This is a genomic window from Bradyrhizobium sp. 186, from assembly GCF_023101685.1.
Lineage (GTDB): Bacteria > Pseudomonadota > Alphaproteobacteria > Rhizobiales > Xanthobacteraceae > Bradyrhizobium.
Map to the genome: position 1 here is coordinate 7,671,649 of NZ_CP082164.1, position 22,013 is coordinate 7,693,661.

Here is a 22,013-nt window from a genome sequence, read left to right on the forward strand (position 1 = left end):
TTCGGGCGACGCCTGGGGGGAATCATATGAGCGACCTCGATCCCGGAACTGCATCACGCTCCGGTCGTCGCGTCCCAAAGCCCAGAATCAACGGTACGTCGGACCCGGATTCCCGGCCGGAATTGCTGCTCGCGTTGCAGGCGATGCGCAGCGGCGACTTCTCCGTGCGCATGAGCGGCGATTATCTCGGCATCGACGGCAAGATCGCCGACACTTTCAACGAAATCATCGCCGCCAATCAGCGCATGGCGCAGCAACTCGAGCTGGTCGGCCAGGTCGTGGGGCGCGAAGGCAAGACGCGGCAGCGCGTGAAGTTCGGGCTGGCCTCGGGCTCCTGGGCCGACATGGAAGGCTCGGTCAACACGCTGATCGACGATCTGTTGTGGCCGACCCGCGAGGTGACGCGCGCGGTCGCAGCCGTTGCGCAAGGCAACCTGCTCCAGACCGTCAAGCTCGACGTCGACGGCCGTCCCCTTCGCGGCGAATTTTTGCAATCGGCGACCATCGTCAACACCATGATCAAGCAGCTCGGCGTGTTCACCTCCGAGGTGACGCGCGTCGCGCGCGAGGTCGGCACCGAAGGCAAGCTCGGCGGCCAGGCCCAGGTGCCGGAAGTGACCGGCGTCTGGAAGGACCTGACCGAGAGCGTCAACTCGATGGCGAACAACCTGACCAACCAGGTTCGCAACATCGCCGAGGTGACGATCGCGGTCGCCAACGGCGACCTGTCCAAGAAGATCACCGTCGACGTCCGCGGCGAGATCCTCCAGCTCAAGGAAGCCATCAACACGATGGTGGACCAGCTCCGGTCCTTTGCCTCCGAAGTGACGCGCGTCGCCCGCGAGGTCGGCACCGACGGCAAGCTCGGCGGCCAGGCGATCGTGCCCGGCGTCGCCGGCACCTGGAAGGACCTCACCGACTCCGTTAACGCGATGTGCGGCAACCTCACCGCGCAGGTGCGCAACATCGCCAACGTCACTACCGCCGTGGCGCGCGGCGACTTGTCCCGCAAGATCACCGTGGACGTGCGCGGCGAAATCCTCGAGCTGAAGGACACCATCAACACCATGGTGGACCAGCTCAACTCGTTCGCCTCCGAGGTGACCCGCGTGGCGCGCGAGGTCGGCACCGAAGGCAAGCTCGGCGGCCAGGCCCAGGTGCCCGGTGTGGCCGGCACCTGGAAGGATCTCACCGACAACGTCAACTTCATGGCGTCGAACCTGACCGCGCAGGTCCGCAACATCGCCGACGTCGCGACCGCCATCGCCGGTGGCGATCTCTCGAAGAAAATCACGGTGAACGTATCGGGTGAAATCCTTCAGCTGAAGGAAACGCTCAACACCATGGTCGACCAGCTCAATGCCTTTGCCGGCGAAGTGACGCGCGTCGCGCGCGAGGTCGGCACCGAGGGGCGGCTCGGCGGACAGGCCAACGTGCTCGGCGTCGCCGGCACCTGGAAGGACCTGACCGAGAGCGTCAACTCGATGGCGTCGAACCTGACCGCGCAGGTCCGCAACATCGCCGAGGTGACGACGGCTGTCGCAGGCGGCGACCTCTCCAAGAAGATCACCGTAGACGTGCGCGGCGAGATTCTGGAGCTGAAGGATACCATCAACACCATGGTCGACCAGCTCAATGCCTTTGCCGGCGAAGTGACGCGCGTCGCGCGCGAGGTCGGCACCGAAGGCAAGCTCGGCGGCCAGGCCCAGGTGCGTGGCGTCGCCGGTACCTGGAAGGACTTGACCGACTCGGTCAACTCGATGGCCTCCAACCTGACCGGCCAGGTCCGCAACATCGCCGAGGTCGCCACCGCCGTCGCGAAAGGCGACCTGTCGAAGAAGATCACGGTGAACGTGTCGGGCGAAATTCTTCAGCTGAAGGAAACGCTCAACACCATGGTCGACCAGCTCAACGCCTTCGCCGGCGAAGTGACGCGCGTGGCGCGCGAGGTCGGCACCGAAGGCAAGCTCGGTGGTCAGGCCGAAGTGCCCGGCGTCGCCGGCACCTGGAAGGACCTCACCGACAGCGTCAACTCGATGGCGGGCAACCTCACCGCCCAGGTCCGCAACATCGCCGAGGTCGCAACCGCGATCGCCGGCGGCGACTTGTCGCGGAAAATTACCGTCGACGTGCGCGGCGAAATCCTTCAGCTCAAGGACACCCTGAACACGATGGTCGACCAGCTCAACCGCTTCGCGGGCGAGGTGACGCGCGTGGCGCGCGAGGTCGGCACCGAAGGCCGCTTGGGCGGCCAGGCCAACGTGCCCGGCGTCGCCGGCACCTGGAAGGACCTCACCGACAGCGTCAACTCGATGGCGGGCAACCTCACCGCCCAGGTTCGCAACATCGCCGAAGTGACCACCGCCGTGGCGCGCGGCGACCTATCGCGCAAGATCACCGTCGACGTGCGCGGCGAAATCCTCGAGCTGAAGAACACCATCAACACCATGGTGGACCAGCTCAACGGTTTTGCCGGCGAAGTGACGCGGGTGGCGCGAGAGGTCGGCACCGAAGGCAAGCTCGGCGGCCAGGCCGAAGTGCCCGGCGTCGCCGGCACCTGGAAGGACCTCACCGACAACGTCAACTTCATGGCCTCGAACCTGACGGCCCAGGTCCGCAACATCGCCGAGGTCGCGACCGCGATCGCCGGCGGCGACCTGTCGAAGAAGATCACGGTGGACGTGCGCGGCGAAATCCTTCTGCTGAAGGACACGCTGAACACCATGGTCGAGCAGCTGCGCTCATTCGCCGCCGAAGTGACGCGCGTCGCGCGCGAGGTCGGCACCGAAGGACGGCTCGGCGGTCAGGCCGTGGTGCCCGGCGTCGGCGGCACCTGGAAGGACCTCACCGACAACGTCAACCTGCTGGCTGCGAACCTCACCACGCAGGTGCGCAACATCGCCGAAGTCACCACCGCCGTGGCGCGCGGCGACCTCTCCCGCAAGATCACCGTCGACGTGAAGGGCGAAATCCTCGAGCTCAAAAACACCATCAATACGATGGTGGACCAGCTCAACGCCTTCGCCGGTGAGGTGACCCGCGTCGCGCGCGAAGTCGGCACCGAGGGCAAGCTCGGCGGCCAGGCGCAGGTCCCGGGCGTCGCCGGCACCTGGAAGGACCTTACCGACACCGTGAACTTCATGGCGGCGAACCTGACGGAGCAGGTGCGCGGCATCGTCAAGGTGGTTACCGCGGTTGCCAACGGCGATCTGAAGCAGAACCTCACGGTCAAATCGAAGGGCGAGGTCGCAGCGCTCGCCGACACCATCAACAACATGACCGAAACGCTCGCGACATTCGCCGATCAGGTGACGTCGGTGGCACGCGAGGTCGGTGTCGAGGGCCGGCTCGGCGGCCAGGCCAACGTGCCCGGCGCGGCCGGCACCTGGAAGGACCTCACCGGCAACGTCAACCTGCTGGCCGCCAACCTCACCTCGCAGGTTCGCGCGATCGCGGAGGTGGCGACCGCGGTGACCAAGGGCGACCTGACGCGATCGATCCAGGTCGACGCCCGCGGGGAGGTCTCGGAGCTGAAAGACAACATCAATACGATGATCACCAACCTCCGTCTCACGACGGACGTGAACACCGAGCAGGACTGGCTGAAGACCAACCTCGCCAAATTCACAAACATGCTTCAGGGCCAGCGCGACCTCACCACCGTCGGCCGGCTGCTGCTCACCGAATTGTCGCCGCTGGTGAACGCGCATACCGGCGTGATCTATCAGGTCGAGAGCGAGGACAGTCCGCGGCTCCTGCTGCTCGCCTCCTATGCCGGCGACGGCGTCTACCCCTATCAACGCGTGCTTCCGTTCGGCGACGGCCTGATCGGCCAATGCGCGCTCGACAGGCGCCCGCGCGTGGTCGCGGACATTCCTGCCGACGTGGTGCCGATCAATTCGGCGCTGCTCCGCGTCGCGCCGAAAAACCTAGTGGTGCTGCCGGTGCTGTTCGAAGGCCAGGTCAAGGCCGTGATCGAGCTGGCATCGCTCACCTCGTTCACGACCTCGCAGATGACCTTCCTCGAGCAGCTCACCGATTCCATCGGCATCGTGCTCAACTCGATCGAGGCGACGATGCAGACCGAAGGCCTGCTCAAGCAGTCGCAGCAGCTCGCCGGCGAGCTCCAGACCCAGCAGCGCGAGCTCCAGCAGACCAACGACCAGCTCGAGCAGAAGGCGCAGCAGCTCGCGGAGCGCAACGTCGAGGTCGAGCGCAAGAACCAGGAGATCGAGCAGGCCCGCCGCGCGCTGGAGGAAAAGGCGACCGAGCTTGCGCTGACCTCGAAGTACAAGTCCGAATTCCTGGCCAATATGAGCCACGAGCTGCGCACGCCGCTGAACTCCATCCTGATCCTCGGCCAGCAACTCACCGACAATCCTGACGGCAACCTCACGGGCAAGCAGGTCGAATTTGCCCGCACCATCCACGGCGCCGGCACCGACCTCCTCAACCTCATCAGCGACATTCTCGATCTCTCCAAGATCGAGTCCGGCACCGTGACGGTCGACGCCGAGGAGATCCTGACCGCGAACCTGCTCGATACCGTCGGGCGGCCGTTCCGGCACGAGGCCGAGAATCGCAACCTGTCGTTCAAGATCGACGTCGATCCGAACCTCGCGCGCAGCCTCGTCACCGACTCCAAGCGCCTGCAGCAGGTCTTGAAGAACCTGCTCTCCAACGCCTTCAAGTTCACCGCCGAAGGCGAGGTACGGTTGAAGGTCGCCGGTGCACTCGGCGGCTGGAGTACGGATCACGCGGTGCTGAATTCCGCACCGGCCGTGATCGCCTTCGAGGTGACCGACAGCGGGATCGGAATTCCGCTGGAGAAACAGAAGCTGATCTTCGAGGCGTTTCAGCAGGCGGATGCCGGCACCAGCCGCAAATACGGCGGCACCGGCCTTGGCCTTGCCATCAGCCGCGAGCTCGCGAGCCTGCTCGGCGGCGAGATCCACCTGCGCAGCGCGCCCGGCAAGGGCTCGATCTTCACGCTCTATCTGCCGCTGAAATATTCCGGCCCGACGCTCGCGCCGCGCGCCGCGCCGTCGCAACAATACAGCCAGCCGCCGGCACTTCAGCCGGCCGCGGCGCCCGAGCGTGTCATCGAGCAGCTTCCCGACGACCGGCTCAACCTCGAGCCCGGCGACAGCATCCTGCTGATCGTCGAGGACGACCCGCATTATGCGCGTGTGCTGGTCGATCTCGCCCGCGACAAGGGTTTCAAGGTCCTGGTCGCCGCGCGCGGCGCGGAAGCGCTCGAGCTTGCCAAACAGTACCAGCCGAGAGCCGTCTCGCTCGACGTGTTCCTGCCGGACATGCTCGGCTGGACGGTGCTGAGCCAGCTCAAGCACAATCCGCTGACTCGCCACATTCCCGTGCAGATCATCACGCTCGACGAGGACCGCCAGCATGCGCTCGCCCGTGGCGCCTTCTCCTTCGTCAACAAACCGACGACGACCGAAGGCGTCTCCGCCGCGCTGACGCAGATCAAGGAATATGCGCGTCCGCGGCGCAAGCGGCTCCTGATCGTCGAGGACAACGAAGCCGAGCAGCTCTCGATCCGCGAACTGCTGCATCACGACGACATCGAGATCGTGACGACCGACACCGGCGCCGGCGCGCTCTCGACGCTGCGTGAGGCGCCCTGCGACTGCGTGGTGCTCGACCTGCGCCTGCCCGACATGAGCGGCTTCGAGGTACTGGACCAGATCCGCAACGACGATGCACTCTCCAACATTCCGGTGGTGGTGTTCACCGGCCGCGAGCTTTCGGCAGAGGAGGATGCGGAGCTCCACACCATGGCGCGCAGCATCGTGGTCAAGGGCGTGGAATCGCCAGAGCGTCTGCTCGATGAGACCGCATTGTTCCTGCACCGCGTGATCACGGAACTGCCGGTCGAGAAGCAGCGCATGCTGGAGAAGCTGAACAGTTCTGACGAGGACCTGATCGGCAAGACCGCGCTGCTCGTCGACGACGACGCCCGCAACATCTTCGCGCTCTCGAGCGTGCTGGAGCGGCGCGGCATGAAGGTGTTGACGGCGACCACCGGCAGGGAAGCGGTGACGCTGGTGGAATCCAATCCGGACATCGCCATCGTGCTGATGGATATCATGATGCCGCAGATGGATGGGTATCAGACCATCGGCGTCATCCGGGAGAATCCGGCCTACTTGCGCCTGCCGATCATCGCGCTGACCGCAAAGGCGATGAAGGGCGACCGCGAAAAATGCCTGGAAGCCGGCGCGTCCGACTACCTCGCCAAACCCGTCAACACCGACCAATTGCTGCTTGCAATCCGCATGTGGCTGCATCGCTGAGCGGGACCCCCGAATGGACCACGAAAAGGTCAACATCCTCCTCGTCGACGACCAGCCGGCCAAGCTGCTCGCCTATGAGGTGATCTTGAAAGAACTCGGCGAGAACCTCGTGATCGCCTCGTCGGGCCGCGAGGCGCTGGAAGTGCTGCTGAAGACCGAGATCGCCGTGATCCTGGTCGACGTCTGCATGCCCGACCTCGATGGTTTCGAGCTCGCCGCGATGATCCGGGAGCATCCGCGTTTCCAGAAGACCGCGATGATCTTCATCTCGGCCATTCAGGTGAGTGATATCGATCGCCTCCGCGGCTACGAGATGGGCGCGGTCGACTACGTTCCGGTGCCGGTCGTGCCGGAGGTCCTGCGCGCCAAGATCAAGGTGTTTTCCGAGCTCTACCGCAAGACGCGCGAGCTCGAACGGCTGAACCAGGAGCTTGAGGATCGCGTTCGCGCGCGCACCGCCGAGTTGGAGAACTCCACTGCAAAGCTACGCGAGAGCGAACAACGGCGCAGTATGGCGATCGCCGCCGGCAAGATGGGATCATGGGACTGGGACTGGATCAACGGCGATTGGATGTGGGACGAAGGCCAGTACCGCATCTTCGGCGTGACGCCGGAGACCTTCAACGTCGGCTCGGCAAACATCCAGGCTTTGCTGCACCCCGATGACGTCGACCAGTTCCGCAAGGCGATCGCCGCGTTCAATACAGGCGCGCGCGCCTATGAGGGAGAGTTCCGCGTCAGCCGGCCCGACGGCGAAGTGCGCTGGTGCGTCGGGACCGCGGCGGCAACGGTGGACGAGAGCGGCCGCGTGGTACGGGTGAGCGGCGTCACCGTCGACATCACCGAACGCAAGCGCGCCGAGGAGCGTCAGAACCTGTTGGCGCGGGAAGTCGATCACCGCGCCAAGAATGCGCTCGCACTGGCGCAATCGATTGTTCGCCTCACCCGCGCCGACGAGGTCAAGGCTTATGTCAACGCCGTCGAGGGGCGCATCAACGCGCTGGCGCGGGTTCACACCATCCTGTCGCTGTCGAGCTGGCAGGGCGCCGAATTGTCGAAGCTGATCGAGGAAGAGCTTGCGCCCTACTCGCTCGGCGGCCAGATCAGGCTCGCGGGTCCCGAGGTGCAGCTCGTGCCTGCAACCGCCCAGACGCTGGCGCTGGCGCTGCACGAGCTCTTCACCAACTCGGCGAAGTATGGCGCACTCTCGACGCGATCGGGCCGCCTCACGATCGGCTGGCAGGTCGAGAACGACACGCTTGCGGTGACGTGGGAGGAGTCCGGCGGCCCGCTGGTAAGGCCTCCGAAGTCGCGCGGCTTCGGCACACGTAGCCTGCTGGCGAGCGTCGAATCCCAGCTCGGCGGACAGGCGCAGTTCGATTGGCGAGCCGAGGGCCTGTTGTGCCGCCTGGAGGTGCCGTTGACACGTAAGATTGCGGCGCCCTCCGCACCCGGCAAATTTGACGCCGCCACCTCAGCCGAGTTGCAGCGCGCGTCGGGCTAGCCGGATGCCGCTATCCTCATTCGCCGCAGCGATCGTGATTCCTCGGCGACGCGTCCTTCGAGCCAGGCTTCCGTTTGAGCGAGATCGCGTAGCGCCCTCGCGTAACGACGAGCCGCACTCCGCTCCGCGCCGCGCGGCAGTTTGCGCGCCTTGCGCAACATATCCGCGGCCGCGTTGCGGTAGGCCAGCGAGCGGTAAAGAAAGACGACCTTTCCCATATCGAATGTTCCCGTGTTGGTGGTCTTCATCCTCGCAAGCCCGGCATGAACGCCGGATGAAGCCTGCCGTGAAAATTCGTTCTTGCACGCGGAACCCGCGATCATCAGCCGCGTTTCCCTGCAAATCGTGGGGTGGTTCCCATGCGTACGAAGAAGCCGTCCGGCCTTATGTCTCGGGCAGGCGCCATCCGAGTGATGACACATGCGATGATGGGCGCGGCACTGGGCCTCATCTTCAGCTTGGCCCTCGCAGTCACCAACCCTGCCGTCGCTGCGCTGATCCACAATGGCGGAAATCAGGCCGTGGTCGTCTTCGTCAGCACGCTGGTGACGACATTCGCGATCGGGGCGACGCTCACCGGAGTCGTGTTCATGCTCGCTGAGGACAAGGAATTTTGAAGCGCGCGTGAAGGCGGCGCGCGCTTTTGGGTGGAACTCCCGCCGTGAACGGCCGTTGGCTGCCTGCGTCAATTCAACTCAGGGAGTTCCCGTATATGAAGACGACCAAGCTCGCCCTCGCCGTGATGTTGGCAACCGGCCTCGCAGCCGCCCCGTTCGCTGCGCAGGCCAAGTCGCATAAGGCCAAACATGAATCGTCAACTTCGTCGTCGCAGACGACGGGTGCCAACACCAAGTCCAAGGGCAGTGACCCCTCCGGCCAAGGCGGTTCTGGTCCCGGCTCCGATCAGGGCGGTACCATGACGAACAAGGGCACGACCAATACCAAGTGAGTGCCGCAGACAAGTCGATCACAAAGCCCCGCGGTAACGCGGGGCTTTTCCGTTCAGCGGTCCGCTGGGGTGCGCGCCGTCACACCCGAAGCTGCGCAAGATGCGCGCGGCTTTAGCTGCGTCGATTGCCGACTTTCTTCTCGGGACGAAGACTCACACAGTCGCGGCCATCCGGCAGGACATCGCCGCCGCCGGCCGCCTTCCATTCGGCGATCAGCAGGTTGAGCTTCCGCCGCAAGCTCATCTGCGAAAGCGCCTGCTCGGTGCAGTCGCTATCATGATTGATCCGGTCACGCACGGACACCTCGACATCGGCCATTTCCAGCCTCAAGGCACTGATTTTCTGCCGGATTTCATTAATTCTGTGTCCATGGCTTGTTAGAACAAAATAAGAACATATAGTCAAGTCACGATTTCAGGATGGAGAGGCGAGATGCAGGTTAAGGCTAGATACGACGCCCGAGTTTTGCTCGCGGAGCAGATGACACGGGCGCAGGGGCTCAAGCTGAAGCGGCTGAGCGACGAGGCTTACCAGCCTGCACAATTCGCGCGGGATCTCTCGTTCACCGAAGCGGCCCGGCGCATCCAGGTGCTGGAGGCGGAGATCGAGCTGGCGAATTCGTTCTAAAGCGCGATGAGATGAGGATGAGTCATCATCGCGCTTTAGGTTTTTGTTTGAGCATGATCTTTTCGGAAAACCGCTTCGCACTTTTCCGGATCATGCTTTAAGGGGCGGGGCTCGCGCGTCCGGAACGTTGCGCGCGCTGTCGGAACCATGCCTGCGATGAACGGTTCTTCCTCCGCCAAGGGAGGACATTCATGGCACGCAAGGCAAAGAAGCGCCGCTACTCGCGCAGCTCCGGCAGCGATGTCGAAAGCGAGATGCGGCGCTACAAAAAGGGGACCGCGAAGAGCGGACGTGGCGGTCGTGGCGGACGCGTGAAGAACCGCAAGCAGGCGATCGCGATCGGCCTGTCGGAGGCGCGCAAGAAGGGCAAGAAGGTCCCGAAGAAGGCGTCGAAGCGGAAGACGGCCAAGAAAAAGACGTCCAAAAAGACATCCAAAAAAACATCGAAGAAAACGTCGAAGCGCAAATCCGCCAAGCGGTCGCGCTGACCGGTGTCAGATCATGCTGCCCGGCATGAAGCAGCGGATCGAGATTCCGAACGCTGTCTTGACGGGCCAAACCATGGTGCGGCCGGCCCGGTTCGGCTCGGTGATGACAGCTTCGTCGGGCACCTCGACCCACTGCCCATCGAGCCATACGCGATAGTGCCCGTTGCGCGACTCCCAGTCGGGATCGGCTACGGCAAAACCGTCCGCGTCCGAGCAGCACGGACCGAGATGGCTGCGCAGGCTGTCGAACCACGGCTTGAGCGGGGAATCAGCGTAGCGGCCGTCGTCGCGACCCAAGGCGCTTCCGGTCGATAGCAGACTTCCGGTCGACAGCACGAAGGGCGCGACGAGCAGCGCACTCCTCAGAGAGAGCTTCAATCGACCCATCGTCGGCACCGATCAAATGCGAACCGTCGGCCAGTTCCACAAAGCGGCCGGACGTTCGAAGTTCCACTCTTGCAACCCGTCGCGGCGCCGTCATTGCCGCCGAGTACATGCGAGTCCAAAGTGTGATGAGCGAACGCGGCTTTTTCGGACGAACCTGTCATCAATCCTGCCGTTAACGAGAATGTTATCGGCAGCCTGTGGGAATCTCGCATGCCAATAGGAAAAGGCGGCCCCGAAGGCCGCCTTTTTGGATTTGCGCTGGCAGACTTACGACTTACGCGAGCGGCACTGCGACGAACCGGATCGCCTCCGCGCTCTTCACCTGCAGCAGCACGCTGTTCTTGCCGGACGATCTGGCCTGCGCCAGCTCGGAGCGGACGTCGCCGACATTGGCGACGGCCTTGCCGCCGACATTGAGGATGACGTCGCCGGTCTGGATGCCGCGCTGTGCGGCCGGTCCCTGCGGATCGACCTCGGTGACCACGACGCCCTTCTGGCCGGCACCCTGCACATCACCGGCCGGCGCCAAGCTGAGCCCGAGGCGCGGCGTATCGGCGCTCTGCTGCGCCTTCCCGTCATCGCCCTTACCGTTTCCTTGAGCCTGCCGCTCGTTCGGCAGCTCGCCGAGCGCGAGCGTCACCGTCTTGCTCTCGCCCTTGTGGAAGACGTCGAGCTTCACCGAGCTGCCCGGCGCCAACGTGGCGATGGTGCGGGCGAGATCGCGGGAATCCTTGACCGCGGTACCGTTGACGGCGGTGATGACGTCGCCGGCCTCAATGCCGGCCTTCGTCGCCGGGCTGCCGTCCTGCGGATTGTCGACGATCGCGCCCCGCGCCTCCTTCAGGCCGAGGCTATCGGCGATCTCCGCCGTTACGGGCTGCACTTGAACACCGAGCCAGCCGCGGGTTACCGCACCCTTGTCCTTCAACTGCGCGATGACGAGCTTTGCGGTCGAGGCCGGGATGTCGAAGCCGATGCCGACCGAGCCGCCGGAGGGCGAGAAGATCGCGGTGTTCACGCCAATCACGTTGCCGGTCATGTCGAAAGCCGGACCGCCGGAATTACCCTTGTTGATCGGTGCGTCGATCTGGATGAAGTCGTCATAGGGACCGTTGCCGATGTCGCGGCCGCTGGCCGAGACGATGCCGGCAGTGACGGTGCCGCCGAGGCCGAAGGGATTGCCGACAGCGACCACCCAGTCGCCGATCCGCGGCTTCTGGTCGGAGAATTTGACGAACGGGAAGTCCTTCTTGCCCTCGACCTTGATCAGCGCGAGATCGGTCTTCGGATCGGCCCCGACCACCTTCGCGGTGTAGACCGCGCCGTCATCCATCGTGACCTGCACGGACTGCGCGTGGTCGACGACATGGTTGTTGGTCACGGCGTAACCGTCAGCGGAGATAAAGAAGCCGGAGCCCTCGCCCGTGATCACCTGGTGACGCTGGCGCGGCATGCCGTTCATGCCGTTGGGAGAGCGAGAACCGAACTGCCGTGAGAACTGGTCGAACGGCAAGTCCTCGTCGGAGTCCATCCGGTTCTGTTGCAGCATCGCACTCTTGTCGTTGTCCTGGTCGATCTTCACCCGCACCGAGATGACGGCGGGTTTGACCTTGGCAACGAGATCGCCGAAGCCCGGCGGCGTCGCGACCGTTTCCGCGGCCTGAGCCGGCGCGATGAAGGAGGTCACACCGAGCCGCGAAGAACCGGGAGAGCTAGCCAGCACCGCCACGCCAAGCGCGGCCACGGTGCCGAGCAGCGCGAGCCGGCGCGGCCTCAGAATCTTGCGGGACGTGGTGGTGTCGGAGTTGACGCGGTCGTTCATGTCAAACTGTCCATGTTGGGTAAGGTGTCGCCTTACACGCAACATGGGCGTTGCCACCTTACGGCGTCCCGTCCACGCGATTAAATCTTGGCAAAGAATGTGCGACCGGAGGGCCGCGGGCCAAATCATGCGCGCTTGATACAGCTCAACGCGCGGCGCAGTATCCGTGGAATATTAACGGCCACAAGATGACAACCGTCGGAGGCTCGCCATGTTCAAAGACATTCTCGTCCACGTTCCGACCGAGCGGCCGATGCGGGGAGTAATCGACGGCTCGATTTCGCTGGCCTCAAACCTCCACGCCCATCTCGACGCCGTCGCGGTCGGCTATGCCGCAACCGGAACGGCCTATGTGATGGACGGCGGCGCCGCGGGGGCGGCGGTGTTCGAGACGGAGCGCGAACGCGCGGTCGAGCGGGCCGAAACGACACTCGCGGTGTTCGAGAGCGAAGCAAAGAACGCCAGCATCTCCTATGCCTGCCACCCTCTTGGCGCGATCCCCGCAGACGCTGCGGGTTCGGTTGGTGCGATGGCTCGACTCCATGATCTCAGTGTCGTGCTCCAGCCGGATCAGGAGCAGGTATCGTTCGACAACGACCTGCCCGGCGAAATCCTGTTCCAGTCAGGCGGGCCGGTGCTGTTCCTGCCGCACACTTTTCGGGGCGCGTTCAGGGCGAACCGGGTCGGCATTTGTTGGGACGGCAGCCGCGTCGCCGCGCGCGCGTTGCGCGACGCAGCACCGTTCCTCGCGCGTGCCGAGGAGATCGTGATCATCACGATCAACGAGGCCGACACGGTCCCCGGTGAAGTCTCGGCGCACAATTTGGCCAAGCATCTCGGGCGGCGCGGGCTCTCGACCCGCACGGTCGGCTTGCCAGCCACGCGCTCCAACATTCAGCCGGCCATCCTGTCGTTGGCAGCCGACGAAAGCCTCGACCTTCTGGTGATGGGCGGCTACGGCCATTCGCGATTCCAGGAACGCATCCTCGGCGGCGTCACCCGCGCCATGCTGGAAGCGATGACGGTTCCGACGCTGATGTCGCATTAAACAAGAAGCGCGCCGATCAGCCGCCCTTGTCGTTCGGATTCGCAATCGCGTCCCTTCAGGGGCGCCGGCATCGGGAAGTTCAGGTTCACGTTCTTGGGCGGGACGGGCTTTGTGAATTCACGACCAATGGAGCAAGCTTGGCTGGGCCTTCAATGCGGCGCCGAGCGAACCTGTCTGGGCGCTCTGCCCCGCGACCGGGTGCACTACGGCGGCTCCTATCCGATGACGAAGGAGAACTGGCCGCTGATCGGGGCTGCGAAGACACCGGGCGTATTCCTGACAGCTGCACTGTCCGGCTATGGCACGCTGTCGGCTTGCGCGGCGGGCGACCTCTGCGCCCGCGCCGCGGTCGGCGCGCCGGTTCCGTCCTTTGCCGGCGCTCTCTCGCTGGCGCGCTACGAGAACAAGGGGCTCATGGGTGAACTCGAAAGCGCCGAGAGCCGCGGCCCGCTTTGATCGCGTACGAGACTAGCGCCTCACGCCGCGACCGGGGTTTCCCACGCCGTCGCCGCGATGGCGTCCTCTTCGCGCTGCGCATTGCACACGTCGAAATGCGCCGTCAGCGCAATCTCGGCGAGATGCTCAAAATGTTCGGCCTGGCCAAGGAGTTGCCAGCTCTGAAGCGGCCGGTAGGCCGCCTGCTGACGACAGAGGGACGCCAGCGCCCGGTAGCGACGTACGTTCTCCATGAGAATCTCCCTCTCGGTCACATCCGGCTTATTCCTCCGGTTTGCGTCAGGGACATTGCACTTCTGCGAAATATTTTCTGCGCAAAGCCGGTAGGTCCTGGGAACGTTAACCTGCGCTGCAACGCGGCTGCTTTGCTTTGGCGCAAACTTTACAAATGTTCGGCGGTTTGCTCTCGGCAGCCGACAGCTCAATGCGGACCGAGCCACAAAGTTGCGGCATGTGTGAGGCAAAGCACAGCCGGACGCCGCTATCGCTCGTATAAATTTTGGCGTATGGCCGCAAACAAGGTAACGGCGGTACACCGGGGCTACGCCATCAGCGAGCCTGCGACTTTGGAGCCGCGCGGGCATGGAACCGGCGGCTCATTTCGTTTCTGGTGGCGGGCTAGGCGTAAAAGCGGCGTTCGACGCCCACACCGATCAGATCGAGATAACGCTCGATCAGTTCGGGACGGCCGACGAGATAGCCCTGCATCTCCTCACAGGCCTCGCGGGCCAAGAAATCGCGCTGCGCTTCGGTCTCCACCCCTTCCGCGACGACCGGAATCTTCAAGGCATGCGCGAGGCTCAGGACCGCGCGGACGATCTCGGCCGATTGCGGTGTTGCCTCCAGGTTGGAGATGAAGCTGCGGTCGATCTTGATCTTGTCGAACGGGAACGACTGGAGATATGACAGCGAAGAATAGCCGGTGCCGAAATCGTCCATCGCGATCCGGATGCCGAGCGCCTTCAGCCGCCGCAGCAGATTGAGCGCGCGGGTGAAATCGCCGATCAGCACGCCCTCGGTGATCTCGACCTCGAGCCGCGTGGGCGCAAGTCCCGTCTCCAGCAGGATCTGGTGGATCGAACGTTCGAGGTCGCCGGCCAGGAACTGGACCGGCGACAGGTTGACTGCAACCTGCAACGGCCGCGGCCAGGACGCCGCCTCGCGACACGCCTCGCGCAACACCCATTCGCCGATCTCGATGATCAGCCCGTTCTCCTCGGCGAGTGGAATGAACTGGTCGGGCGGCACGAAACCCCGCGTCGGATGATTCCAGCGCAGCAGCGCCTCGAAGCCGATGACCTCGCCGTCCATCCGCGCTTGCGGCTGGAAGTAGACGAGGAGCTGGTTCTGCTCGAGCGCCTGCCGCAGGTCGTGCTGCAACAGCCTGCGGTCGCGCAGCTCCAGGTCCATCTCGGATTCGAAGAAGCGAACCCTGCCCCTGCCTTCGCGCTTGGCACGATAGAGCGCAGAATCGGCATTCGCGAGCAGCGTGGCCGCGTCCACGCCGTCATCCGGATAGACCGCGATGCCGACGCTCAAGCCGACATGGGAGAGATAGTCGTCTACCTCGAGCTCGTTGCCGATCACTTCGACCAGGCGTTCGGCAAGCGCCAGCGCCTCTTCGCGGCAGACCTCGTCCGGCATCAGAATCATGAACTCGTCGCCGCCGATGCGGGCGACGAAGGCGCCGTCCGCCTCCGCGGCGAGACGGACGGCCGCCGCCCGCATCAGCATGTCGCCGACGGGATGGCCGAACACGTCGTTGACTTCCTTGAAGCGGTCGAGATCGAGGCTCAGCACCGCAAAACTCGTCAACGCTTCCTGCGCACGCTCCAGCCGCTCGCTCAGCGCCGCGTTGAAAGCGCTGCGGTTCGGCAGATCGGTCAAGGCATCGTGATGCGCAAGATGGCCGATCCGTTCCAGGGTCGTGACGCGCTCGGTGACGTCCTCGATCACACCGACCAGATATTGCGGGTCGCCGGCGCCGTCCGTGATTAGCATCTTGCGCGAATTGATCACGCGGTCGCGGCCCTTGACGCCGACTTCGATCAGATGCTCCTCGAGGAACATCGGCATGCCGCTGGCGACGATCCTGCGGTCCTGCTCGTTGACCATGCGGGCGACGTCCGCCGGAAAAATCTCCTCGGCCGTCCTGCCCAACATCTGTTGGCGTGGCAGGCCGTAATAGTCCTCGCCGGCGCGGTTGAGCAGAATGTAGCGGGAATCCTTCGCGCATTTTGCGAAGACGGCGATCGGGATGTTCTCGACGATGGTGTCGAGGAACTCGCGGGTCCGGAGCAGATCCTCTTCCACCTGATCATGCGTCTGAGCGCGCGCGTCGGTCATGCGCCGGCGATCGCGGTCGCTTGCCTCGTAGGCCGCACTGACGAGTTCGCCCAGCCTGGCGAGATCGACTTGGCCGTCGGCGTCGGTAGCGCAGCGAAGCTGCTCGGCGAACAAACGATGCATGCTCATGCTACCGCTCCTCGCCGCGCGCAGGCTCATGCCCGCAAAGGTCCTCGATCCGCATCCCCGCGCTCTCTCGCGTTCGTAAACCGCAGATTGAGACGCATAGCATTGCGCGAGCGTTAACCCGTCTTCGCGGATTGGCGGGTTTTGAAGATACCCGGTCGTTGTAAATCAAAGGCTTATGTCAAAAGGTCTTCACTACGGCGGTTGGCTTGGGTGACGGCGGCTGTGGTGATCCTGGGCGGCGGCTGCGGTGGCAGGCGGAGTTTCAGCCGGTCGATCAAGAGCTGCAGTTCGGGTTCTGGGTGGGTATAGCGAGTGAGCAGGATCTCGCGCCCGTCGGTGGTCGGCAGATGGACGTCGATCATCTGGACGGCGGCGAACTTTTCGAGCGCGCTGCGCGCGGTCAGCCCGGGCGCCAGCGCATGAAGGCGACGGGTCAGCGTGATCTGCATGCAGTAGGCCAGGAAGGCGATGAAGATGTGGGCTTCGATCCGCTTCTCGTCCTGATGGAAGACCGGACGGATCGCCAGGTCGCCTTTGAGATTGCGGAAGGCCTCTTCGACGGCGACGAGCTGGGTGTAGTATTGCCATAGTTGGGCGGGATCGTTGTCGCTGAGATTGGTGCGCAGCAGGTAGCGGCCTTCGCGCCGCCGTGTCGTTCGCAGCTTCTTGCGATTGAGCGCGAAGGTGAAGCTCGGGCGCTCCTTGTCGATCTCGATATCAACCAGACGCCAGGCGGCCGGCGCCTTCGAACGCGCGCCGCCGAGTTTCATCAGCAGCTCTTCGCGCGTGACCTCCATCGCGTCGATTTGCCGGAGCCGCCTCCACAGCCACTTCAACTGCCGCCGCCGCATCGCGCGTTCCTTGGTGACCCGATCGGCGCTTTGCGCGAAGACATAAAGCTCGCCGTCCTCGGCCAACAGCTTCACCTTCACGCCCTCCCGCGCCTCCTGCCATGGCTTTTGCAGCAGGTGCTTCTCCAGCCGGTTCAGGCGTCCCTTCGGCGTTCCCACCAGATACTGCACCGGCGGATCGCTGTTGCGCATCTCGGCCAGCACCGCCTCGGTCGGCACGCCGCGATCCATCACCCAGACCCGCCGCGCCTTGCCATATTGCAGTTCGATCTTGCCCAGGAACATCCGCAGCGTCTTGCTGTCGGCGGTGTTGCCGGGCAGCACCTCGTAAGCCAGCGGCAAGCCGTCCGGCGTCACCACCAGCGCGATCACGACTTGCGGGCAGTCCGGCCGCTTGTCGCGGCTGTAGCCGTGGCGGCGCTTGCTGCCTTGCGGCAAGTCCGAGGCGTTGACCTCGAAGTAGGTGCTGGTCAGATCGTACAGCAGCACGTCGAAGTCGGCGTTGAACAGATCGCGCCAACGCCCGACCAGATGCGAGAACAGCGCCTCCTTATGCTCGAGCAACAGGTCATGGCAGGCATAGAGCTTGTGCTCTTCAGCCAGGCCGAAGTCAGTCCCCAAGAGATCGGCCATCGCGCTGTTGCCGAACCATTGCCGATGTAGCCGCCATTCGCTGCCCGGCGCGATCAGCCGATAGGTCGCGAGCACTTGCAGGATTTGATCCCACCTCGTCTTCTTGCGGCTCGGGGGCAACCGATCGGCCCAGAACCGATCAAGCTGAAGTTCCTGCCACAACTGCCCGGCCAGCCAGCACGCGCCCCATTGGCGTGGGCGACGAAGCTGCATCTCGGACAGGCGAAGCTGAACGACAGACGCATCGCCTGCGACCGCATCGCATCGATCCTCCGGGAATAGCGCCAGTGTCCGCGGGCGGCCGGCATCCTCGTCGAACACCTCGATCGCCTTGCGCCAGGCCGCCGCCTGCGAAGAGTTGATCTCGCCGAGATACAGCACATGCCGCTGTACCACGCGTCCGTCGTCGAGCCGCTTGCTCTCGACGACGTTCCAGTAATGGTGCGCCTTGCCGTTCTTCTTTCGCTCGGTGCGTCGCAGGAACATGACGCGCAGAATCTATCCGCATCATCCCGCCCTTGGGAATCGGGTAGGTCTTCACTACAGCCATTTTCGGCCGAATCCGACGACCTCGCTCCTTGCAAATCAATCACTTAGCCGAGCAAAAAATCTCAAAATCCGCGATTTCGAGCGCGAATCCGCGAAGTCGGGTTAATCGAACTTTCGCCTCAGACCCGTTGGTTACCCCGGCCTGAAGGAATCCCATCGCCTTGTGCGCCAACTTCCGTAGAATCCGGAGGAAGGTGGCATGCCTTGGTACAACCGACACTGCGGTGCACGGCTCCCGTAGTCTACCGGACGAGCGCGTCCTCTCCGGCCCGCATCGGCTGCACGGAAATATCTTGCAGCTTCGGAACCCGGCCAGCCTCGGCGGCGATGCGAATGGCTGCGATGTTGCTGGCATAGTCGGCGCCGCTGTTGCCGCGAAACACGGCGGAACCCGCCACCAGCGTATCGGCGCCCGCGGCGGCGACGGCGGCGGCATTGTCGCGCGTGATGCCGCCATCAGCCTCGAGCCGGATCGGCCGGTCGCCGATCATGCCTCGAATGCGCCTGATCTTCTCGAGCTGGGATTCGAGGAAGGACTGACCGCCAAAGCCTGGATTGACCGTCATCACCAGCACGAGATCGATCCGGTCGAGCACATATTCAATCGCTTGTTCCGGCGTTGCCGGGCACAGGCTGACACCGGCCTTCTTGCCGAGCCCGCGGATGGCCTGTAGCGAGCGGTCGAGATGGACACCGGCTTCGGCATGCACTGTGACGACGTCGGCGCCAGCCTTCGCGAACGCCTCAATGTAAGGATCGACCGGCGCAATCATGAGATGGACGTCGAAGATCCGCTTCGTCAGCGGCCGGATCGCCTTGATGATGTCAGCGCCAAAACTGATGTTCGGCACGAAATGCCCGTCCATGACGTCGCAATGGATCCAGTCGGCGCCGGCCGCGTCGATCGCCGCGATCTCCTCGCCGAGCCTGGCGAAGTTTGCCGCCAGGATCGACGGCGCAATAAGGATCTCTCTGCTCATGGCTTGGCACTCCTCCCCGCCGCGGAACCGTCGCTGAAGACGCGGCTCGCCAGGACGTCGGCCGGATCGATCGTTTCGAGCTCGGCGATGTCAAGCATGCGGTCGAGATCGGAGACGAGGCGATCGGCCTGCCGCAACCGGATGCGGTCGACCGCGTTGCGGATCGAGCGCGCGTTGGAGAAGAGCGGCTGGGTCCGGCGCAGCGCGATGTATTTTTCGAAGGCCTCGCGCGCCGCCGCCGAGAAGCGGTAGCCGCGCTCCCTGAGCATCAGCTCGGCGATGACGAGAAGCTCGGCTTCCGCATAGTCGGGAAAGTCGATGTGGTGCGCGATGCGCGATCGGAAGCCGGGATTAGAGGCGAAGAATCTCGTCATCCGTTCGCCATAGCCGGCAAGGATCACGACCAGGTCCTCGCGCTGGTTCTCCATGACCTGAAGCAAGATCTCGATCGCCTCCTGGCCGTAGTCGCGCTCATTGTCGGGCCGGTGCAGGTAATAGGCCTCGTCGATGAAAAGCACGCCGCCCATCGCCTTCTTGAGGATCTCCTTGGTTTTCGGCGCGGTGTGGCCGATATACTGGCCGACGAGATCGTCGCGCGTCACCGAGATCACCTGCCCGCGCCGCACGAAGCCGAGGCCGTGCAGGATTTTCGCCATGCGCAGCGCCACGGTGGTCTTGCCGGTGCCGGGATTGCCGGTGAACGACATGTGCAGCGTCGGCGGCGCGGAGGCCAGTCCCGCGCGCTGCCGGATGCGCTCGATCAGCAAAAGCGAAGCGATCTGACGCACGCGGTTCTTAACCGGCTTGAGCCCGATCAGCTCCTGCTCGAGTTGTTGCAGCGTATCGGTAATCCCGACCGCTTCGGCTTCCTTGCGAAGATCGAACGTGGTTTCGCCACCTTCGGTAGTTGTCGCGTGGGGAACATCGAGCATCGGCTCCTCGAAGAAAAAGAGCTTCGCCGCGGGGGAGCGGCGAAGCAGTGGTCCGCCAAGGATACGGAGCAGGGAGTGCTCCGCGCGGAGAAGAATGGTTATTGCGAGACGTGCGCGGCCGGCTTTCGTACAGTGGTGTACCGGATTGCACGCCCGCCAATCTCCTGTCGCACCAGTTCGAACTCGGCCTCCTGCAGCGGCCGGTTGACCAGGAAGGAGATCCGCACCGATTCCCAGCCAGGACTGGAGTCGAAGCCGCTGATGCGGATGTAGCGGTCGCCGTACACCCGGCGGCACTCGGCGAGCTCCATCATCACGCCGGCGGCGTCCTGGAGATCGAACATCGGCAGGCCCCACATCTCCCAATAGGTGTTGCGGGGATGCGGATCGTCGGTGAACTCGATGTTCACCGCCCAGCCATTGGCCAGGCAGTACTGCACCTGCTTGGTGATCTGTTCGTCAGTGAGGTCGGGCAGGAAGGAAAAACACCCTTGCGTCAGCTTCATCTCATGTCTCCTCAAACGGTTTCCAACGCGGTCGGCACGAAGTCCGGCGTGTCGGTGGATTGATAGTTGAAGCTGACATCCTTCCAGACCTCGAGCGCGGCCTTGAGCGGCGTGCAGGTCTCGGCCGCCTTCGCCAGGATCTCGGGCCCTTCATGGACGTAGTCGCGGCCTTCGTTGCGGGCGAGGATCATCGCTTCCAGCGCCACGCGGTTTGCAATCGCACCGGCCGCGATCCCCATGGGATGGCCGATGGTGCCCCCGCCGAATTGCAGCACGACGTCCTCCCCCAACAGGTCGAGCAACTGGTGCATCTGGCCAGCGTGGATACCGCCCGAGGCGACCGGCATCATCTTGTTCAGGCTCGCCCAGGACTGGTCGAAGAACAGGCCGTGCTCGAGCATCATCGGATTGAAGTCCTCGCGGCAGACGTCGTAGTAGCCGCGCGTGGTGTTGGGATCGCCTTCGAGCTTGCCGACCACCGTGCCGGCGTGGATGTGGTCGACACCGGCGAGCCGCATCCATTTGGCAATGACGCGGAACGACACGCCGTGGTTCTTCTGCCGCGTATAGGTCGAGTGACCGGCGCGGTGCAGATGCAGGATCATGTCATTGCGGCGCGCCCATTTCGCCATCGACTGGATCGCGGTGTAGCCGATCACGAGATCGATCATCACGACGACCGAGCCGAGCTCCTTGGCGAACTCCGCGCGCTCATACATGTCCTCCATGGTGGCGCCGGTGATGTTGAGATAGGTACCCTTCGTCTCGCCGGAGGCCGCCTGCGCGCGGTTGACGCCCTCCATGCAATAGAGGAAGCGGTCGCGCCAATGCATGAAGGGCTGCGAGTTGATGTTCTCGTCGTCCTTGGTGAAGTCGAGCCCGCCTTTGAGCGCTTCGTAGACGACACGGCCGTAGTTGCGGCCCGAGAGGCCGAGCTTGGGCTTGATGGTCGCTCCCAGCAGCGGCCGGCCGAACTTGTTGAGCCGCTCGCGCTCGACCACGATTCCGGTCGCGGGCCCCTGAAACGTCTTCACGTAAGCCACCGGCAGCCGCATGTCTTCCAGCCGCAGCGCCTTCAGCGGCTTGAAGCCGAACACGTTGCCGATGATCGAGGCTGACAGGTTGGCGATCGAGCCGGATTCGAACAGGTCGAGATCGTAAGCGATGTAGGCAAAGTACTGGCCTGGCGAGCCCGGCACCGGATCGACGCGATAACACTTTGCGCGATATTTCTCCGCCGCGGTCAGCCGGTCGGTCCAAACCACCGTCCAGGTCGCGGTCGAGGATTCGCCGGCGACCGCGGCCGAGGCTTCGATCGGGTCAACGCCATCCTGCGGCGTCACCCGGAACAGCGCGATGACATCCGTTTCCTTCGGCACGTAGTCGGGCTCCCAATAGCCCATGCGCTTGTATTCCATGACGCCCGAGCGATAGCGCTCCTTGCCGCGGACGGTGCCGGTATGTGCGTTCATGACTTTCTCCTCGTCT

Annotated in this window: 19 protein-coding genes; 8 read left to right on the forward strand and 11 right to left on the reverse strand. The window is 64.0% G+C overall.

The annotated features are described in order from the left end of the window. Window positions 1-26 precede the first annotated feature (26 nt). Window positions 27-6,317 (forward strand): HAMP domain-containing protein, encoded by a 6,291-nt coding sequence (locus IVB18_RS37040; protein ID WP_247985200.1) that lies wholly within the window; start codon window positions 27-29, stop codon window positions 6,315-6,317. A gap of 13 nt (window positions 6,318-6,330) precedes the next feature. After that, entirely contained in the window at window positions 6,331-7,821 is a 1,491-nt protein-coding gene (locus IVB18_RS37045; protein ID WP_247985201.1) for an HWE histidine kinase domain-containing protein, read from the forward strand. Here the strand turns inward: IVB18_RS37045 and IVB18_RS37050 are convergent. Then, complete coding sequence (locus IVB18_RS37050) at window positions 7,818-8,144, reverse strand: hypothetical protein (protein ID WP_247985202.1); 327 nt, start codon at window positions 8,142-8,144, stop codon at window positions 7,818-7,820. The two genes, IVB18_RS37045 and IVB18_RS37050, sit on opposite strands and share 4 nt — an antisense overlap. 36 nt (window positions 8,145-8,180) lie before the next feature. On the opposite strand from IVB18_RS37050, the gene IVB18_RS37055 reads away from it, so the two are divergent. Together IVB18_RS37055 and IVB18_RS37060 are read left to right on the forward strand one after the other, a co-directional pair. Then, window positions 8,181-8,438, forward strand: coding sequence for a hypothetical protein (locus tag IVB18_RS37055; RefSeq protein ID WP_247985203.1), 258 nt, complete (start codon window positions 8,181-8,183; stop codon window positions 8,436-8,438). Window positions 8,439-8,533: 95 nt separating this feature from the next. After that, window positions 8,534-8,770, forward strand: a complete 237-nt coding sequence (locus IVB18_RS37060; RefSeq protein WP_247985204.1) for a hypothetical protein — start codon at window positions 8,534-8,536, stop codon at window positions 8,768-8,770. Between the two features lie 112 nt (window positions 8,771-8,882). On the opposite strand, the gene IVB18_RS37065 is transcribed toward IVB18_RS37060, so the two are convergent. Next, a complete protein-coding gene (locus IVB18_RS37065) occupies window positions 8,883-9,089 on the reverse strand; it encodes a hypothetical protein (protein WP_247985205.1) in 207 nt (68 codons plus the stop codon). A 114-nt stretch (window positions 9,090-9,203) separates the two neighbouring features. On the opposite strand from IVB18_RS37065, the gene IVB18_RS37070 reads away from it, so the two are divergent. Beyond that, window positions 9,204-9,398, forward strand: a complete 195-nt coding sequence (locus IVB18_RS37070; protein ID WP_247985206.1) for a DUF3072 domain-containing protein — start codon at window positions 9,204-9,206, stop codon at window positions 9,396-9,398. Window positions 9,399-9,589: 191 nt separating this feature from the next. Further along, the gene (locus tag IVB18_RS37075) at window positions 9,590-9,886 is read left to right on the forward strand and encodes a DUF6496 domain-containing protein (RefSeq protein WP_247985207.1); all 297 of its coding nucleotides are present in this window, start codon (window positions 9,590-9,592) and stop codon (window positions 9,884-9,886) included. 6 nt (window positions 9,887-9,892) lie between these two features. Here the strand turns inward: IVB18_RS37075 and IVB18_RS37080 are convergent, their stop codons facing one another. Both IVB18_RS37080 and IVB18_RS37085 read right to left on the reverse strand, forming a co-directional pair. Continuing rightward, complete coding sequence (locus IVB18_RS37080; RefSeq protein ID WP_247985208.1) at window positions 9,893-10,273, reverse strand: hypothetical protein; 381 nt, start codon at window positions 10,271-10,273, stop codon at window positions 9,893-9,895. Window positions 10,274-10,547: 274 nt separating this feature from the next. Further along, the gene (locus IVB18_RS37085) at window positions 10,548-12,095 is read right to left on the reverse strand and encodes a Do family serine endopeptidase (RefSeq protein WP_247985209.1); all 1,548 of its coding nucleotides are present in this window, start codon (window positions 12,093-12,095) and stop codon (window positions 10,548-10,550) included. 211 nt (window positions 12,096-12,306) lie between these two features. Here IVB18_RS37085 and IVB18_RS37090 point away from each other — a divergent pair, with 211 nt between their 5' ends. Continuing rightward, on the forward strand, window positions 12,307-13,143 hold the full coding sequence (locus IVB18_RS37090; RefSeq protein WP_247985210.1) for a universal stress protein: 837 nt from the start codon (window positions 12,307-12,309) through the stop codon (window positions 13,141-13,143). 126 nt (window positions 13,144-13,269) lie between these two features. After that, complete coding sequence (locus tag IVB18_RS37095) at window positions 13,270-13,599, forward strand: hypothetical protein (RefSeq protein ID WP_247985211.1); 330 nt, start codon at window positions 13,270-13,272, stop codon at window positions 13,597-13,599. A 20-nt stretch (window positions 13,600-13,619) separates the two neighbouring features. Here IVB18_RS37095 and IVB18_RS37100 read toward each other — a convergent pair whose 3' ends face one another. The 7 genes from IVB18_RS37100 to IVB18_RS37130 form a co-directional block, all read right to left on the reverse strand. Then, window positions 13,620-13,832, reverse strand: coding sequence for a hypothetical protein (locus IVB18_RS37100; protein ID WP_247985212.1), 213 nt, complete (start codon window positions 13,830-13,832; stop codon window positions 13,620-13,622). A gap of 385 nt (window positions 13,833-14,217) precedes the next feature. Continuing rightward, complete coding sequence (locus IVB18_RS37105) at window positions 14,218-16,074, reverse strand: EAL domain-containing protein (protein WP_247985213.1); 1,857 nt, start codon at window positions 16,072-16,074, stop codon at window positions 14,218-14,220. 173 nt (window positions 16,075-16,247) lie between these two features. Then, on the reverse strand, window positions 16,248-18,044 hold the full coding sequence (locus tag IVB18_RS37110) for an IS1634 family transposase (RefSeq protein WP_247983193.1): 1,797 nt from the start codon (window positions 18,042-18,044) through the stop codon (window positions 16,248-16,250). A 305-nt stretch (window positions 18,045-18,349) separates the two neighbouring features. Next, entirely contained in the window at window positions 18,350-19,087 is a 738-nt protein-coding gene (gene rpe, locus IVB18_RS37115) for a ribulose-phosphate 3-epimerase (RefSeq protein WP_247985214.1), read from the reverse strand. Next, complete coding sequence (gene cbbX / locus IVB18_RS37120) at window positions 19,084-20,019, reverse strand: CbbX protein (RefSeq protein ID WP_247985215.1); 936 nt, start codon at window positions 20,017-20,019, stop codon at window positions 19,084-19,086. Before cbbX ends, rpe begins: the two co-directional genes overlap by 4 nt. Before the next feature lie 98 nt (window positions 20,020-20,117). Continuing rightward, on the reverse strand, window positions 20,118-20,525 hold the full coding sequence (locus IVB18_RS37125) for a ribulose bisphosphate carboxylase small subunit (RefSeq protein ID WP_247985216.1): 408 nt from the start codon (window positions 20,523-20,525) through the stop codon (window positions 20,118-20,120). A gap of 11 nt (window positions 20,526-20,536) precedes the next feature. Further along, window positions 20,537-21,997 (reverse strand): form I ribulose bisphosphate carboxylase large subunit, encoded by a 1,461-nt coding sequence (locus IVB18_RS37130; protein ID WP_247985217.1) that lies wholly within the window; start codon window positions 21,995-21,997, stop codon window positions 20,537-20,539. Window positions 21,998-22,013 lie beyond the last annotated feature (16 nt).

Excerpts from the sequence above, each read along its gene's own strand:
- IVB18_RS37040 (WP_247985200.1), top strand. The coding sequence starts at position 27 with ATGAGCGACCTCGATCCCGGAACTGCATCACGCTCCGGTCGTCGCGTC.
- IVB18_RS37045 (WP_247985201.1), top strand. The coding sequence starts at position 6,331 with ATGGACCACGAAAAGGTCAACATCCTCCTCGTCGACGACCAGCCGGCC.
- IVB18_RS37050 (WP_247985202.1), bottom strand. The coding sequence starts at position 8,144 with ATGATCGCGGGTTCCGCGTGCAAGAACGAATTTTCACGGCAGGCTTCA.
- IVB18_RS37055 (WP_247985203.1), top strand. The coding sequence starts at position 8,181 with ATGCGTACGAAGAAGCCGTCCGGCCTTATGTCTCGGGCAGGCGCCATC.
- IVB18_RS37060 (WP_247985204.1), top strand. The coding sequence starts at position 8,534 with ATGAAGACGACCAAGCTCGCCCTCGCCGTGATGTTGGCAACCGGCCTC.
- IVB18_RS37065 (WP_247985205.1), bottom strand. The coding sequence starts at position 9,089 with ATGGCCGATGTCGAGGTGTCCGTGCGTGACCGGATCAATCATGATAGC.
- IVB18_RS37070 (WP_247985206.1), top strand. The coding sequence starts at position 9,204 with ATGCAGGTTAAGGCTAGATACGACGCCCGAGTTTTGCTCGCGGAGCAG.
- IVB18_RS37075 (WP_247985207.1), top strand. The coding sequence starts at position 9,590 with ATGGCACGCAAGGCAAAGAAGCGCCGCTACTCGCGCAGCTCCGGCAGC.
- IVB18_RS37080 (WP_247985208.1), bottom strand. The coding sequence starts at position 10,273 with ATGGGTCGATTGAAGCTCTCTCTGAGGAGTGCGCTGCTCGTCGCGCCC.
- IVB18_RS37085 (WP_247985209.1), bottom strand. The coding sequence starts at position 12,095 with ATGAACGACCGCGTCAACTCCGACACCACCACGTCCCGCAAGATTCTG.
- IVB18_RS37090 (WP_247985210.1), top strand. The coding sequence starts at position 12,307 with ATGTTCAAAGACATTCTCGTCCACGTTCCGACCGAGCGGCCGATGCGG.
- IVB18_RS37095 (WP_247985211.1), top strand. The coding sequence starts at position 13,270 with ATGGAGCAAGCTTGGCTGGGCCTTCAATGCGGCGCCGAGCGAACCTGT.
- IVB18_RS37100 (WP_247985212.1), bottom strand. The coding sequence starts at position 13,832 with ATGGAGAACGTACGTCGCTACCGGGCGCTGGCGTCCCTCTGTCGTCAG.
- IVB18_RS37105 (WP_247985213.1), bottom strand. The coding sequence starts at position 16,074 with ATGAGCATGCATCGTTTGTTCGCCGAGCAGCTTCGCTGCGCTACCGAC.
- IVB18_RS37110 (WP_247983193.1), bottom strand. The coding sequence starts at position 18,044 with ATGTTCCTGCGACGCACCGAGCGAAAGAAGAACGGCAAGGCGCACCAT.
- rpe (WP_247985214.1), bottom strand. The coding sequence starts at position 19,087 with ATGAGCAGAGAGATCCTTATTGCGCCGTCGATCCTGGCGGCAAACTTC.
- cbbX (WP_247985215.1), bottom strand. The coding sequence starts at position 20,019 with ATGCTCGATGTTCCCCACGCGACAACTACCGAAGGTGGCGAAACCACG.
- IVB18_RS37125 (WP_247985216.1), bottom strand. The coding sequence starts at position 20,525 with ATGAAGCTGACGCAAGGGTGTTTTTCCTTCCTGCCCGACCTCACTGAC.
- IVB18_RS37130 (WP_247985217.1), bottom strand. The coding sequence starts at position 21,997 with ATGAACGCACATACCGGCACCGTCCGCGGCAAGGAGCGCTATCGCTCG.